General features: G+C 71.6%; 12 protein-coding genes. 4 read left to right on the forward strand and 8 right to left on the reverse strand.

The genetic code is table 11. From position 1 onward, the window contains the following. Positions 1-7: 7 nt before the first annotated feature. From ACIA8R_RS41645 to dxr, 3 genes are all read right to left on the reverse strand, one after another. A complete protein-coding gene (locus ACIA8R_RS41645) occupies positions 8-1,588 on the reverse strand; it encodes an alpha/beta hydrolase (protein ID WP_357694616.1) in 1,581 nt (526 codons plus the stop codon). 129 nt (positions 1,589-1,717) lie between these two features. After that, the gene (gene ispG, locus ACIA8R_RS41650; protein ID WP_357694618.1) at positions 1,718-2,887 is read right to left on the reverse strand and encodes a flavodoxin-dependent (E)-4-hydroxy-3-methylbut-2-enyl-diphosphate synthase; all 1,170 of its coding nucleotides are present in this window, start codon (positions 2,885-2,887) and stop codon (positions 1,718-1,720) included. A 40-nt stretch (positions 2,888-2,927) separates the two neighbouring features. Then, positions 2,928-4,118, reverse strand: a complete 1,191-nt coding sequence (gene dxr, locus ACIA8R_RS41655) for a 1-deoxy-D-xylulose-5-phosphate reductoisomerase (protein WP_357694620.1) — start codon at positions 4,116-4,118, stop codon at positions 2,928-2,930. A gap of 381 nt (positions 4,119-4,499) precedes the next feature. On the opposite strand from dxr, the gene ACIA8R_RS41660 reads away from it, so the two are divergent. Next, a complete protein-coding gene (locus tag ACIA8R_RS41660) occupies positions 4,500-5,564 on the forward strand; it encodes a trypsin-like serine protease (protein WP_357694622.1) in 1,065 nt (354 codons plus the stop codon). A 72-nt stretch (positions 5,565-5,636) separates the two neighbouring features. On the opposite strand, the gene ACIA8R_RS41665 is transcribed toward ACIA8R_RS41660, so the two are convergent. Next, a complete protein-coding gene (locus tag ACIA8R_RS41665; RefSeq protein WP_357694623.1) occupies positions 5,637-7,064 on the reverse strand; it encodes an aldehyde dehydrogenase family protein in 1,428 nt (475 codons plus the stop codon). Between the two features lie 289 nt (positions 7,065-7,353). On the opposite strand from ACIA8R_RS41665, the gene ACIA8R_RS41670 reads away from it, so the two are divergent. Then, positions 7,354-8,001 (forward strand): TetR/AcrR family transcriptional regulator, encoded by a 648-nt coding sequence (locus ACIA8R_RS41670; protein ID WP_364093784.1) that lies wholly within the window; start codon positions 7,354-7,356, stop codon positions 7,999-8,001. A gap of 11 nt (positions 8,002-8,012) precedes the next feature. On the opposite strand, the gene ACIA8R_RS41675 is transcribed toward ACIA8R_RS41670, so the two are convergent. Then, positions 8,013-9,758 (reverse strand): PucR family transcriptional regulator, encoded by a 1,746-nt coding sequence (locus tag ACIA8R_RS41675; protein WP_397043055.1) that lies wholly within the window; start codon positions 9,756-9,758, stop codon positions 8,013-8,015. A gap of 91 nt (positions 9,759-9,849) precedes the next feature. On the opposite strand from ACIA8R_RS41675, the gene gabT reads away from it, so the two are divergent. Both gabT and ACIA8R_RS41685 read left to right on the forward strand, forming a co-directional pair. Next, positions 9,850-11,178, forward strand: coding sequence for a 4-aminobutyrate--2-oxoglutarate transaminase (gene gabT / locus ACIA8R_RS41680; RefSeq protein ID WP_364093778.1), 1,329 nt, complete (start codon positions 9,850-9,852; stop codon positions 11,176-11,178). Between the two features lie 210 nt (positions 11,179-11,388). Continuing rightward, positions 11,389-11,589 carry a hypothetical protein gene (locus ACIA8R_RS41685; RefSeq protein WP_185845254.1) on the forward strand — a complete coding sequence of 67 codons (201 nt, stop codon included), beginning with the start codon at positions 11,389-11,391 and terminating at the stop codon, positions 11,587-11,589. A 31-nt stretch (positions 11,590-11,620) separates the two neighbouring features. Here the strand turns inward: ACIA8R_RS41685 and ACIA8R_RS41690 are convergent, their stop codons facing one another. The 3 genes from ACIA8R_RS41690 to ACIA8R_RS41700 form a co-directional block, all read right to left on the reverse strand. After that, on the reverse strand, positions 11,621-12,835 hold the full coding sequence (locus tag ACIA8R_RS41690) for a saccharopine dehydrogenase C-terminal domain-containing protein (protein ID WP_357694633.1): 1,215 nt from the start codon (positions 12,833-12,835) through the stop codon (positions 11,621-11,623). Positions 12,836-13,003: 168 nt separating this feature from the next. Further along, positions 13,004-14,161, reverse strand: coding sequence for an extracellular solute-binding protein (locus tag ACIA8R_RS41695; RefSeq protein WP_364093772.1), 1,158 nt, complete (start codon positions 14,159-14,161; stop codon positions 13,004-13,006). An 84-nt stretch (positions 14,162-14,245) separates the two neighbouring features. Continuing rightward, a partial coding sequence (locus tag ACIA8R_RS41700) for an aldehyde dehydrogenase family protein (RefSeq protein ID WP_397043058.1) occupies positions 14,246-14,578 on the reverse strand: 333 nt, incomplete at its 5' end.

Here is a 14,578-nt window from a genome sequence, read left to right on the forward strand (position 1 = left end):
GAATAGCTCACCGGGACAGCACGTCGGTGAGCCGATCGTGACCCTGCGCGCCTCCCGACGCCATGTGGGCGGCCGGACTCGGGTCCGGCAGGGCCGCGCAGGACACCGTCCGGGCGGGCAGCGTGCCGTCGGCCAGGTACGCCGCGAGGTAGCCGTCCACGCAGCGGTTGCCGGCCAGGGACACGCCGTGGTTGCCGCCCTCGTCGATCACCAGGCCGCTCCTCGGGAAGCGCCGCTGCATGGCCAGCGCCCCCCGGTACGGCGTCGCTGCGTCGTCGCGCGACTGCAGGAACAGCACCTGCGGCAGCTTCGGCGAGCCGTGCACCGCGACCGGCGTGCCGCCCTTGACCGGCCAGAACGCGCACGGGGCGTTGAACCAGGCGTTCGGCCAGGTCAGGAACGGCGCCCTGGGGTGGAGCCGGGTCATGTCGGTGCGCCACTTGGTCCAGTCGCGCGGCCAGGCGGCGTCGCGGCACTGCACGCCGAGGTAGACGGCGTAGCCGTTCTCGTCGTCGGCGTCGTTCTTGCCGCGCCGGTTGTACGCCTCCACCAGCGGCTTCACGTCGCCCTTGCGCACGTAGGCGGACCAGGCCCGCGCGAACTCCGGCCACACCCGGTCGGTGTATCCGCCGAGGGTGAAGGTGTCGTCCAGCTCGCTTGGCCCCACCACGCCGCCGGCCGGGCGGGCGCGCAGCCGGTCGCGCATCGCGTAGTAGGCGAACGAGGTCTGCTTCAGCGTGCCGCCCAGCCGGTAGACGTCGTTGTGCCGGGCCGTCCAGGCGAGGAAGGCGCGGTGGCGGCGTTCGAAGGCGACGTCCTGGCTCAGGTTCGACCGGTACCAGACGCCCTCGGGGTTGACCGTGCTGTCCATGACGAGCCGCCTGACCCGCTGCGGGAACAGGGTCGCGTAGACGGCGCCGAGGTAGGTGCCGTACGAGTAGCCCAGGTAGCTGATCTTCTCCTCGCCCAGCGCCGCCCTGATCGCGTCCATGTCCCTGGCCGAGTTCTCGGTCGTCAGGTACGGCAGCATCCAGGACCAGTGGTCACCGCAGCCGGTGGCGTACTCGTCGGCCCTGGCCAGGAGCCTGCTCTCGTCGGCCGCCGAGTGCGGCACCGCGTCCGGCCGCGGCGCCCGGTAGTAGGCGTCGGGGTCCACGCAGTGGAGTGACGGCTCGCTGCCGCCGACCCCGCGCGGGTCGAACCCCACGACGTCGTAGCGCTCGCCCAGCCGGTTCGGCAGCCCGTTCGAGACGAACTCGGTCAGGTCGCGGCCCGAGGCGCCCGGCCCGCCCGGGTTGATCAGCAGGGTGCCGAGATGGTTGCCGTCCCTGGACACCTTGGCCTTGATGCGGTTGATCGCCAGCTTGATCGACTGCCCCCACGGGTCGTGGTAGTCGAGCGGCACGCGTACGGTGGCGCACTCCAGGTCGGCCCGGACCGTCTTGCCCTCCTTCGCCGGGCACGACCCCCAGACCACCTGCTGCGCCCACGTGACCGCACCCCTACCGGCCGACGCCACACCGTCCGCGCTGACAACCCCGGCGACCAGCACCGCGATGCCGACGGCAACACTGAATACGCGCTTCACCCAGCCCCTCCCCCTCGTCATGGCCCTGTGATGCTCCCGCGGGCGACGGGGTCATGACGCTGGGCATGGAGAAACGCTTGCCACTTTGTAATGGGCCCATTGCACCGGGTGACCGGGCCCCCGGGGCACTCAGCCCACGGTCACCTGGGGCCCGGAGACGGTGTCGTCGTCGAGGTCGATCTCGACGCCCATCTCCTCGGCCAGGCGCAGGGCCTCCTCGATCAGGGTCTCGACGATCTGCGACTCGGGCACGGTCTTGATGACCTCGCCCTTGACGAAGATCTGGCCCTTGCCGTTGCCGGAGGCGACGCCGAGGTCGGCCTCACGGGCCTCGCCGGGGCCGTTGACGACGCAGCCCATGACGGCCACCCGCAGCGGGACCTTGAGCCCCTCCAGGCCCGCCTGGACCTGCTCGGCCAGCGTGTAGACGTCGACCTGGGCCCGGCCGCACGACGGGCAGGAGACGATCTCCAGCCCCCGCTCGCGCAGGCCCAGCGACTCCAGGATCTGGGCGCCGACCTTGACCTCCTCGACGGGAGGCGCGGACAGCGAGACGCGGATGGTGTCGCCGATGCCCTCGGCCAGCAGCGCGCCGAAGGCCACCGCGGACTTGACCGTGCCCTGGAAGGCGGGGCCGGCCTCGGTGACGCCGAGGTGCAGCGGGTAGTCGCACTTGGCGGCGAGCAGCCGGTAGGCGTTGATCATGACGACCGGGTCGTTGTGCTTGACCGAGATCTTGATGTCGCGGAAACCGTGCTCCTCGAACAGCGAGCACTCCCACAGCGCGGACTCGACCAGCGCCTCGGGCGTGGCCTTGCCGTACTTCTGGAGCAGGCGGGGGTCGAGCGACCCGGCGTTGACGCCGATCCTGATCGGCACGCCGTGGTCGGCGGCCGCCTTGGCGATCTCGCCCACCTTGTCGTCGAACTTCTTGATGTTCCCGGGGTTGACGCGGACCGCCGCGCAACCCGCCTCGATGGCCGCGAACACGTACTTCGGCTGGAAGTGGATGTCGGCGATGACCGGGATCTGGGACTTCCTCGCGATGATCGGCAGCGCGTCCGCGTCGTCCTGCGACGGGACGGCCACGCGCACGATCTGGCAGCCGGACGCCGTCAGCTCGGCGATCTGCTGCAACGTGGCGTTGACGTCGGCGGTGACCGTCGTCGTCATCGACTGGACGGAGACGGGCGCGTCGCCGCCCACGGGAACGCTGCCGACCATGATCTGGCGGGAGTGCCGGCGTTCGGCGAGCGGCTTGGGGCGGACCGTCGGGATGCCAAGTGCTACAGAAGACATTTCTACCCTTAGGTGTGACGACGCTACCCAGTCTAGGTAGCTAGAAGGACTGCCCGGCTGTGAGTTCGGCCGCACGCGCCCGGGCCCAGGCGTCGGCGGCCAGCACCTCCTCCACGCTGGAGGCCGGGGTGACGCGGTGTTCCTCGACGACCTTGGCGACCGTGTCGACGATCGCGGGGAAGCGCAGCCCGCCCCTGGTGAACGCCTCGACGCAGACCTCGTTGGCGGCGTTGTAGACGGCGGGCGCGGTGCCGCCCTCGGCGCCGACGTGCCTGGCCAGCGCGACGGCCGGGAAGGCCGCGTCGTCGAGCGGCTCGAAGGTCCAGGTGTGGGCCTTGGTCCAGTCGACGGGCCGGGCCGCGCCGGGCACGCGGGCCGGGTGGGCCAGCGCGAGCGCGATCGGCAGGCGCATGTCGGGCGGGCTGGCCTGGGCGATGGTGGAGCCGTCGACGTACTCGACCATGGAGTGGATCACCGACTGCGGGTGGACCACGACCTCGATGCGGTCGAAGCCGATGTCGAACAGCAGGTGGGCCTCGATGACCTCCAGCCCCTTGTTGACCAGGGTGGCGGAGTTGATGGTGATGACCGGGCCCATGGACCAGGTCGGGTGGGCCAGCGCCATCTCGGGGGTGACGTCGGCCATCTCCTCGCGCTTCATGCCCCTGAACGGGCCGCCGCTGGCGGTGATGACGAGCTGCCTGACGGCGTCGGGGTCGTGGCCGCCGGGACCGGCCGCCCAGAGGCACTGCTGCACCGCCGAGTGCTCGGAGTCGACCGGGAGGATCTGCCCCGGCGCGGCCAGCCGCTTGACCAGCGGCCCGCCGATGATCAGGGACTCCTTGTTGGCCAGCGCGAGCGTGCGGCCGGCCTTCAGGGCGACCAGCGTGGACGTCAGGCCCAGCGCGCCGGTGATGCCGTTGAGCACGGTGTCGCACCGCCAGGCCGCGACCTCGGCGACGCCCTCGTGGCCGCCCAGCACGACGGGGGAGGCCCCGCGCGCGGCCAGCGCCTCCTTCAGCGCCGGGACGGCGGCGTCGTCGGCCACCGCCACGACCTCCACGCCGAACTCGGCCGCCTGAGCGGCCAGCGCCTCGACCCTGCCGCCCCCGGCCGCGAGCCCGGCGACCTTGAACCCGGCGGGGTCGGCGGCGATGACGTCGAGGGCCTGGGTGCCGATCGAGCCGGTGGAGCCGAGCACGACGACTGAGCGGAGGGTCTCTGCATGCACCTGTCCATTGTCCCCGCTGCCGGGGGCGGACGGGCACGTGAGGGGCTCACGGCCGCGATCCCGTCCCTTAAGTGACGCGTGATAACCGCGACCATTTATGTCCAGATATCGCCATACCGGGATGCGCATGTCTTGAGAAATCCCGATTATGTGCGGCTACCTTCCCGACCTCGGAGCCGGGTTTCGGCAGGTTACGTAATGCGCCGCGGATCCCGCCCCGCCGTCCGTCCTCACCTTCGCCGCCGCAGGCATCGCCCTGCCTCCCAGCAGCGCGGCGCGAAGCACAGGCCGTCCACCGAGCAGCGCGAAGCGCCAACGCAGTCTGCCGGATTTACGGAAAGTAGCCACAAGAACACATCTCGTGGTGCACACTCTGGGGCCATGACCCTGAGCACCTCCCTGCTTGCGGCCGCCCCGCTGATGGCGGGGCTGATGGGACCGGCGATGCTCGGCGCGGTCCCCGTCCAGCAGCAGGTCGATCGTCCCGCCGTCGAGCACTCCGCGGCCCGGCGGAGCCTGGTGGTCGAGCACGAGGCCGCCCGCGACGACGCCGAACAGCGGCGCGTGCTCGGCTACTGGACCCCGCAGCGCATGGCGGCGGCCCTGCCCATCGGCTTGCTCGACTCCGTGACCGACGGCGACGGCCTGCTCAGCGGCCTGACCGGCCGCGGCGGGGTGCGGGCGACGCCCGGCGTGTCCGACGGCCACACCGAGATCAACCTGGGCCGGCGGCACCAGGCGTCGTCCAGGCCCCAGGCCAGCACGATCGGCGCGCGCTGGAGCACCGGCGGGGCCGTGACCAGGACCACCGGCCGGGTGTTCCTGACCCTGGCGGGGGCCGACTTCGTCTGCTCGGCCAGCACGGTCACGAGCGCCAGCAAGGACCTCGTCGTCACCGCCGGCCACTGCGTCAAGGACGGCGCCGGCGAATGGGCCGAGAACTGGACGTTCGTCCCCGGCTACGGCAGGGGCGGCGAGCAGCCCTTCGGCCAATACGCGGCCCGCCGCATGTTCGTCTCCGCCCCCTGGTCGCGCTCGGCCGACGACAACCACGACGTCGGCATGGTCGCCCTGGCCACCTCGGGCGGCCGGCACGTCGCCGACGTCGTGGGCACCCAGGACATCGCCTTCAACGCCCGGCGCGGCGGCCAGACCTACGGCTTCGGCTACCCGGCCGACCCTCCCTACGACGGCGACCAGCTCGTCTACTGCGCGGGGCGGCTGCGCGACGACCCGTACAAGCAGACGCGCGACCAGGGGCTCGGCTGCGCCATGACCGCCGGTTCGAGCGGCGGCCCCTGGATGTCCGGCTTCGACCCGATGACCGGCCGCGGCACGATCACCTCGCTGAGCAGCTTCAAGTACAGCGACGACCAGCACACCATGTACGGCCCGTACTTCGGCCAGGCCGCCAAGGCGGTCTACACCACGGCCGAGCGCGCCTGAGACCAAGGGGGCGCACCGTCCCGTGCGCGCCCTCGGTCTCTTTGAGGTCGCCGCCCTCGCCCTGCCGGCGAGCTACAGCGACAGGCCGGTGAGCACCATGACCTTCTCGTAGGTCAGGTCCTCCATGGCCGAGTGCAGGCCCTCGCGGCCGATGCCGGAGTCCTTCACGCCGCCGTACGGCATCTGGTCGGCCCGGTACGACGGCACGTCACCGATGATCACGCCGCCGACCTCCAGTTCGCGGTTGGCCCGGAAGGCGGCGTCCAGCGAGCGGGTGAAGACGCCGGCCTGGAGGCCGTACTTGGAGTCGTTCACCGTGGCGTACGCCTCGTCGATCGAGGCGACCGGCTGCAGGATCATGACCGGCCCGAAGACCTCCTCGCAGGCCACCTTGGCGTCGTGCGGGACGTCGGCCAGCACGGTCGGCGCGACCGTGGCGCCCTCGCGGGTGCCGCCGGCCAGGACGCGGGCGCCGGCGGCGACCGCCTCCCGCACCCACTGCTCCACGCGCTCGGCGGCGGCCTCCGACACCAGCGGCCCGACCTGGGTCTTCTCGTCGGCCGGGTCGCCCGTGACGAGCCCGGCGACGGCCGGCAGCAGGCGCTCGACGAAGGCGTCGTAGACCGGCTGCTCGACGATCACCCGCTGGACGGCGATGCAGCTCTGACCGGCCTGGTAGTTGGAGAACAGGGCGATGCGCTGCGCGGCCCAGTCGAGGTCGGCGTCGGCCAGCACGACGGCCGCGGCGTTGCCGCCCAGCTCCAGGGTCACGTGCTTGCGCGGCACCTGGTCGGCGATGGCGTAGCCGACGGGCGCGGAGCCGGTGAAGGAGACGACGGGCAGGCGGGGGTCGTCCACGAGGGCGGCGGCGCGCTCGTTCTGGACGGGCAGCACCGAGAACATGCCGGCGGGCAGGTCGGTCTCGGCCAGGATCTCGCCGAGGATCAGCGAGGACAGCGGCGTGGCGGGCGCGGGCTTGACGATGATCGGGGCGCCGACGGCGATGGCGGGCGCGACCTTGTGGGCGACCAGGTTCAGCGGGAAGTTGAACGGGGTGATCGCCAGCACCGGGCCCTTGGGCACGCGGGAGACGTAGGCGAGGCGGCCCGCGGCGGCGGGCTCGGTGTCGAGCCGCTGCACCTGGCCGGACCAGCGGCGGGCCTCCTCGGCGGCGAAGCGGAAGGTGGAGATGGCGCGGTTGACCTCGCCGCGCGCCCAGAAGATCGGCTTGCCGTTCTCGGCGGTGATCAGGTGGGCGATCTCCTCGGCCCGCTCGGCCAGCCGACGCGAGACGTGGGCCAGGGCCTCGGCACGTACGTGCACGGGCAGCGCGGCGGCCTCGCGCGAGACCGCGTGGGCGGCCGCGACGGCCTCCTCGACCTGGGCATCGGTCGGTACGGAGTACCGGCCCACCTCACGACCGTCGTGGGGGTTGGTCACGGTGAGCTCGGTTTCGCCGGTGGCGGGCCGGCCGGCAAGCCAGAAGGTACGCACGTCCATACCCATGACGTTATGCCAAGCGGGAGTTCGGGGATTTACACCAGGGTGCACAAGACTCCCACGAGCGCTCACCGTTAAGTACAAGCCCTGGTGTATACCCATGATGTAACAGAAGTAGACCCAATTCGGGATGTTTACCATGCGGAGTGGTTTGAGCGATCTCCGCCATGGCTAAGTCATCGAGTGCGGGTCTCCAGCGCGGTGGGCCCCAGACTCAGAAAGGCGTGGGCCCCGTGACCGAGCAAGAGGTCACAAGGACACTGAGCTCCTTGGTCGCTGGGGAGGTCGCATGACCTCGACGCCGCTGGGCCTGCAGGGTGCCTACCTGCTGGGCGAGCGCGCCACCCACGACGAACTCCGTTCCCGCCTGCTCGACGTGGCCGTGAACCTGCTTCAGAGCGAGGGTCCCGACAGTCTGACCATGCGCAGGATCGCGGCCGAGGCCGGCTGCACGACGACCGTCATCTACACGATGTTCGGCAACCGGGAGGGCCTGGCCGAGGCGCTTTACCTGGAGGGTTTCGAGCGGTTTCGCCGCCTGCTCGAAGCGGTCCCGCAGCGGCGCAACCCGCTGGAGTACCTGACCGCGCTCGGCCCCGCCTACCGGCAGGCATGCCTGGCCGAGCCCGGCTACTACAGCCTGATGTTCGAGCAGGCCATCCCCGGTTTCGAACCCAGCGAGCGGGCCAGGACGCTCGCCCGCGCGGCCCTGAACATCCTCGACCGGGTGATCGCCGACTGCATCTCCGCCGGCTACCTGACGCCGACCCAGCCACGCAAGATCGCCGACGCTCTCTGGGCCGCCGCCCAGGGCGCGATCAGTCTGGAACGGGCCGGCCACCTGCGGGACGACCGCACGTACGAGGCGGTCACCCTGGCCATGATCTGCTGCTACCTGGTGGACAAGGACAACCTGCCGTCGGCCCCCGGCCGCTGAAGGCCGTCGGGTCAGCGGCGGGCGGCCTCCAGGGCGAGCCAGAGTTCGGCGCGCACGCCCGGGTCGTCGAGGTCGCGGCCGAGGAGTTCGGCCACGCGGCGCATGCGGTAGCGCAGCGTGTGCCGGTGGACGCCGAGCCGCTGGGCCGCGGCGTCCCAGTGGCCGTTGCTGTCGAGGTAGGCGCGCAGGGACTCGACCAGGTCGGCACGGGAGCCGTACGCGGTGAGCGGGGCCAGCAGCGCGCCGGAGAACGCGCGCAGGGCGTCGGCGTCCAGCAGCGCGAGCAGCCCTTGCCCGGCCAGGTCGGCGAACCGCACCACGCCGCCGTCGCTGTGGGCCAGCGCCCGTCGCGCCTGGCCGAGGGCGTCGCGCAGGCCGTCGTAGCGGCACGGTGAGCTCACCCCGACCGGCCCCTCCGCCTCCCGCGCCACCTTCTCCACACTCCCCTCCCCCACCAGACAAACAACGACCGCCCCACCACCACCGCGGCCACGCCCGCCACCACCTCCGCCGTGCCCACCGTCGCTACCGCTGCCGCTGCGGCCGTGGCTGCTGCTGTGGGTGTGGTCGTGGCTGTGGGTGTGGTCGTCGAGGAGGGCTGTGAAGCCGTGGGGTTCCAGGGCCTCCAGGGCGCTCGCGCCCGCCGCCAGCACCACCAGCGGCTCGCCGGGCAGCCGTGCGCCGAGCGTGCCCGTCACCGACCGCGCCTGCTCGACCGCCCCGCCGAGCAGCAGTTCGAGCACGGCCGAGCGGAGCCGCCGCCCCGCCTCCCGCTGGGCCCTGCCCTGCTCCATGGCGAGCGTCAGCAGCGAGCCGGCGGCGTTGATCACAGTGTGGGTCACCGGCGAGAAGGGTTTGCGCGCGCCGACCGCGAAGAAGCCGCGCGGCCGGGTGCCGCCGCCGAGCGGCTGGATCACGATGTGCTCGTCGGGCCCGGACAACGCGAGACTGGCCGGCACCCGCTCCACCCCCGGCCCTCCCCCACGCCCCCGCTCAGGCCCCTGGCCTCCCCCACGCCCCCGCTCACCGCTCGGCACACCTTCACGGACGCCCTCCCCGGCAGGCGTCCGCTCACCGCCACGAACGGGTTCCCCGGCTGCCGGCTGCTCACCGGCCGACCCGCGGCCGTCTGTGGCGGGCTGGTCGGGGTGGGGTCTTGCCGGGGCGCCGGTGCGCAGGCGGCGTAGCTCGGCCACCACGACCGGCACGTCGGCGCCGGGGGTGGCGTGCCGGACCTCGCCCGTCTCGTCGAGCAGGGCGGCCCAGCCGTCGATCTCCTTGGCGACCCGGTCGATGACCGCGTGCATGCCCTCCGGCCGCAGCGCCGCCCGGGTGAGCCGTCCCTGGGCGGCGAAGGCCCGGGTGATCTCGTCGTACTGCTCGGCCGCGAGCAGCTCGCTGACGACCTTGCCGATGGCGATGAACGGCGTCTCGCGCGGCACCTCGAACAGCGGCAGCCCGGCCTCGTCGGCGGCGCTGACCAGGGCGGGCGGGACGCGTTCGTGGGAGAGGCCGACGCCGAAGCCGAGCCCGGCCACCCCGCGCCCCACCAGCCGGGCGACATATCCGGAGAGGTCGCCCTCCAGGCGGATGCCCGTCGTCAGCAGCAGCTCCGAGCCCTCAAGGAACGGCGTCGGGTCCTCCAGCTCGCTGACCGCCACCCAGCGCACCTCCGCGTCGAGCGCTTCGGGGGCCGCCGCGCCCGCCAGCGGACGCAGCCCCATCCGTCGCACCACGGTGCGCAGCGAAGGTGCCATACGAGTTTGTCCATTCCGGCAAAGGCGAGCACCCCCAGTGTGCCATATCGACGTATCGGCCCAGGTCGGAGCCCGACGTAGCGTCGAGCCCATGAGCATTCCCCAGGAGCGGCGCGTCGTGACCGCGATCCCAGGCCCCAAGTCGCAGGAGCTGCTGGCCCGCAAGCAGGCCGCCGTCCCGTCCGGCATCGGCACCACGCTGCCGGTCTTCGTCACCCGCGCCGGCGGCGGCGTCCTCCAGGACGCCGACGGGAACTCTCTGATCGACTTCGGCTCCGGCATCGCCGTGACCAACGTGGGCAACTCCGCGCCGAAGGTCGTCGAGCGCGTCCAGAAGCAGGTGGCCGACTTCACCCACACCTGTTTCATGGTCACCCCGTACGAGTCGTACGTGCAGGTCTGCGAGAAGCTCAACCAGCTGACCCCCGGCGACCACGAGAAGCGCACGTTCCTGGTGAACTCGGGCGCCGAGGCCGTCGAGAACGCGGTCAAGGTGGCCCGGCACGCCACCGGCAGGCAGGCCGTCGTGGTGTTCGACCACGGCTACCACGGCCGCACGCTGCTCTCGATGACCATGACCGCCAAGAACATGCCGTACAAGCACGGCTTCGGCCCGTACGCGCCCGAGGTGTACCGGGTGCCGCTGGCCTACCCGTTCCGCTGGCCGACGGGCGCGGACAACTGCGCGGAGGAGGCCGCCGCGCAGGCCATCGACCAGATCAACAAGCAGGTCGGGGCCGAGAACGTGGCCGCCGTGGTGATCGAGCCGATCGCCGGCGAGGGCGGGTTCATCGTCCCGGCCAGGGGCTTCCTGCCGCGGATCGCCGAGTTCTGCCGGGCGAACGGCATCGTGTTCGTGGCCGACGAGGTCCAGACCGGCTTCGCGCGTACCGGTGACCTGTTCGCCTGCGAGGACGAGGGCATCGTCCCCGACATCATCTGCACCGCCAAGGGCATCGCGGGCGGTCTGCCGCTCGCCGCCGTGACCGGCCGCGCCGACCTGATGGACCACGTGCACGTCGGCGGCCTGGGCGGCACGTACGGCGGCAACCCGCTCGCCTGCGAGGCCGCGCTCGGCGTCCTGGAGACGATCGAGTCGGAGGACCTGGTCGCCAAGGCCCGCCGCATCGGCGAGATCATGCTCCCCCGCCTCCGGTCGCTCCAGGAGCGGTTCCCGGTGATCGGCGACGTGCGCGGACGCGGCGCGATGATCGCGATCGAGCTGGTCGAGCCGGGGACGAAGAACCCGGACCCGGCCGCCGTCCAGGAGATCGTCAAGCGCTGCCACGCCGAGGGCCTGGTGGTCCTGACCGCCGGCACGTACGGCAACGTGCTGCGCTTCCTGCCCCCGCTGGTCATGCCCGAGCACCTGCTTGAGGAGGGCCTGGGGATCTTGGAGAAGGCCGTCGCCGCTCTGTAGCAAAGACCGAAAAATCGGGCATCCACCTTGCGGCTGGATGCCCGATTTTGTGTGTGTAAAAGAGGTCACTCGGGTAGAGAATTCACCCTGGCTTGACGCTCAGCTAGACGATCACGGCCTCGGTCAGGGTTATAACGGATCCGGACATGCGGAGGAGCGATGACAGCTGGGAGCGTGATGAACTGGGGTCCCACCAGAACGGCACAGAGTATGTTGACGTTCGACCCTGAGGGCCTGAGCCTGGCCCAGCGCGACGGCGACGCCTGCGTCGTGTGCCACAAGAGGTGGCCGCGGCCTCGGGTCCGGGTCGGCAAGCTGCCCGACAACTCCTCCGTGCTCGCCTGCACCGAATGCGCCGAGGCGCTCCTGCCCGCTCCCATGGCGACCGTGGTGGCCTTCCCGGGCCGTTAGCCACGCGCTGACCACGGTTCCGACCGGGCCTTCAGGCCGCCACCGCCGCCTCGCGCAGGCCCCACGGCGAGCCGTACTCGCGCAGCAGGTCGAGGAACGGCACCGCGTCGAACGCCTCAGGGCCGAGCACGCCCTCACCCTTCCACACCCCGGTCGCCACCAGCTCCAGCGCGACGACCGGATGGATCGCCGTCTGCCACACGACGGCCTGGGAGCCGTACTCCCGCATCGACCACTCGTTGTCGACCACGTGGTACAGGTACACCTCGCGCGGCGAGCCGTCCTTGCCGGTGCCCTTGACCCACGTGCCCGCGCAGGTCTTGCCGCGCATGCGGGCGCCCAGCGTCGCCGGGTCCGGCAGGCTCGCGGCGACCATGTCGCGCGGGGCCACCTCCGCCCCGCCCACCCTGATCTTGTCGGCGCTGTCCAGGCCCAGCTTGCGCAGCGTCTTGAGCACGCCGATGAACTCCTCGCCGAGCCCGTACTTGAACGTCACCCGGCGCGCCGGGATCCACCTCGGGACGAGCAGCACCTCCTCGTGCTCGACGTTCACGCACTCCACGGGCCCGATGCCGTCGGGGAAGTCGAACACCTCGGGCTCGCTGAACGGCTCGGTGGTGCGCCACTGCCCGTCCTCCCAGACGACGGGCGGGTTCAGGCACTCCTCGATCGTGGTCCAGATCGAGAACGTGGGCGCGAAGTCGTAGCCGTCGACGACGAGGTTGGCGCCGTCCCTGATGCCGATCTCGTCGATCTCGTCGAACAGGTGGTCGGCGGCGTAGCGGGCGAACACGTCCGCGAGCCCCGGCTCGACGCCCATGCCGACCAGCGCGAGCCGGCCCGCGCCGCGCCACTCGCCGTCGCGCTCGAACTGCCGGTCACCCAGCTTCACCCCCGGCTTGCGGTACGGCTCGCGCGGATGCGGCTTCGACAGCGACATCGCCATGTCCAGGTAGTGGGCCCCGGCCTCCAGCGCGGCCTCGAACAGCGGCATCGTGAAGCGCGGGTCGACCGCGTTGAACAGCACGTCACAGCGGTGCTCCCGGAGCGCCGCGACGACCTGCGCCCGGTCGGAGGCGTCCAGCTGGATGGCGGTGAAACGGGGGTCGTCCACGGCGGCGACGGCGGCGGCCGCCCGGCTCTGTTGGGAGTCGGCCACCACGATGTGTTCGTAGAAATGGCGGCGGGCGGCGATCGGGACCACGGCTGAACCGACGCCTCCGGCGCCGACAAGAAGGATTCTCATGGGAAGACCATACTCACTGACTGGTCATTCAGTCGAATTTCTGGCGCCAAGAAGGCCCCGGAACAGCGAGACGCCCCGGGACAGGGGGGAAGGCCCAGGGCGTCTCTGCAGGCGCACCTCGGGGGAAGGCGCGCCCGCGATGGGGTCGAGCGGAGGCGGCGGTCTCGCCTACTCGGCGAGCGCGGCCCACCGTTTCCCCCAGACGGCGTAATCAGTGCATTCCCCGTCCTCGCCGCGGCAACCGCCCGGCGGCCGGACGGCGAAGGCGACACGGCCGAGCCGCTTGGGGTCGCCGACGCCGTAGACGTCGCAGACGGACTTGGCCCGGCCCTTGCACGCCTTCTCGTTGGCCGGGGCGAGCCCCGCCCAGGCGGCCGCGTCACGCTGGGCGTCGGCCGCGGTCATCCAGGTCAGCCAGCGGTAGGCGCAGGTGGTGTCGGGCAGGTTGGCGCCGAGCATCCAGGAGTCGAGCCAGCCGGTGGTCGCCGTGGCGCCGACCGTCCTGACCGGTTTGCCGGCCTTCTGCAGCAGCAGGCGATAGTACGGTGTGGCCTGCGCGTAATCCAGCGACCCGGTGGCGAAGCCCTTGATCAGGTCGATCGGCTTCCGCCAGTAGGTGCGCTCCTTCTGCTGCCCGAGCAGCGCCATGGCCCGGTCGAGCTGCTCCTGGCTCAGCTCGTACGGGTCCTTGACGGTGGTGTCGGTCAGCGCGGCGTCGGCGATGGTCAGCGGGCTGTCGCGGAGCGCGGCCCGGCCGGAGGCGAACGCCTCGCTCATGCTCGGGTTCTTGACCTTGGCCGCGTCGTAGACGAACTCGTGGTACCCCCACAGGTACGGCACGCCGTAGACCTTGCCGGACACCTTCACCATGTCGCGGAAACGCTCGTCGAGGTCGTCGTAGCCGCCCACCTTGGCCGGGTCGATCGGCTGCACCAGCTTGCGGGTGATCAGGTCGCCGGCCAGCGCCGGGCCCGCCGAGATCAGGTCGTACGGGCGGTCGGCGGCCGCCACGGCCCGTTCCATCTCCTCGGCGGTGCGGACGGTGTCCAGGCGGGCCAGGCGGCAGCCGGTCTCCTTCTCGAAGGAGCCGACCCAGTTGGCCTTGGGACTGACGCCGCCGTACTCGGCGTAGCCGCGGTAGGTGAGGATCTGGAGCGTGCCGTCGCTCTGGGTGGCCGTGGGCGAGGGCGTGGCCGTCGGGGTCGGCTTGGGGCTCGGCCTGGCGGCCGGCTGCCCGGCCGTCCCGGAGGCCGAGGACACCGCTCCCGTGCCGGCGACCAGCGCCGCCGTGGCCAGCGCCACGGCGGATATGCGACGGCGTCTCACGATGTCCCCCCTTGTCCGTTGTGCTGGAGCTTACCGGGGACGGGACCGGGAGGGACGCCGGTCCCTCCCGGCCGGAGCCACGGGTTACCCGTTCGTGGGGAAGCCGAGGTTCACCCCACCGTGCGACGGGTCCAGCCACCGCGAGGTCACCACCTTGCCCCGCGTGTAGAAATGCACCCCCTCGCCACCGTGCACATGCGTGTCACCGAACAACGACGACTTCCACCCGCCGAAGCTGTAGAACGCCATCGGCACCGGGATCGGCACATTGATCCCGACCATCCCCACCTCGACCTCGTTCTGGAACCGCCGCGCCGCACCACCGTCATTGGTGAAGATCGCCGTACCGTTGCCGTACACACCCTCGTTGATCACCCGCAGGCCCTCCTCATACGAAGACACCCGCACCACCGACAA

The sequence above is a fragment of the Nonomuraea sp. NPDC051191 genome, assembly GCF_044455665.1.
Taxonomy (GTDB): domain Bacteria; phylum Actinomycetota; class Actinomycetes; order Streptosporangiales; family Streptosporangiaceae; genus Nonomuraea.

What these genes read in the sequence shown, in the direction of transcription:
- ispG (WP_357694618.1), bottom strand. Translation starts at nt 2,887, where the DNA reads ATGTCTTCTGTAGCACTTGGCATCCCGACGGTCCGCCCCAAGCCGCTC.
- ACIA8R_RS41660 (WP_357694622.1), top strand. Translation starts at nt 4,500, where the DNA reads ATGACCCTGAGCACCTCCCTGCTTGCGGCCGCCCCGCTGATGGCGGGG.
- ACIA8R_RS41665 (WP_357694623.1), bottom strand. Translation starts at nt 7,064, where the DNA reads ATGGACGTGCGTACCTTCTGGCTTGCCGGCCGGCCCGCCACCGGCGAA.
- ACIA8R_RS41670 (WP_364093784.1), top strand. Translation starts at nt 7,354, where the DNA reads ATGACCTCGACGCCGCTGGGCCTGCAGGGTGCCTACCTGCTGGGCGAG.
- ACIA8R_RS41675 (WP_397043055.1), bottom strand. Translation starts at nt 9,758, where the DNA reads ATGGCACCTTCGCTGCGCACCGTGGTGCGACGGATGGGGCTGCGTCCG.
- gabT (WP_364093778.1), top strand. Translation starts at nt 9,850, where the DNA reads ATGAGCATTCCCCAGGAGCGGCGCGTCGTGACCGCGATCCCAGGCCCC.
- ACIA8R_RS41685 (WP_185845254.1), top strand. Translation starts at nt 11,389, where the DNA reads ATGTTGACGTTCGACCCTGAGGGCCTGAGCCTGGCCCAGCGCGACGGC.
- ACIA8R_RS41690 (WP_357694633.1), bottom strand. Translation starts at nt 12,835, where the DNA reads ATGAGAATCCTTCTTGTCGGCGCCGGAGGCGTCGGTTCAGCCGTGGTC.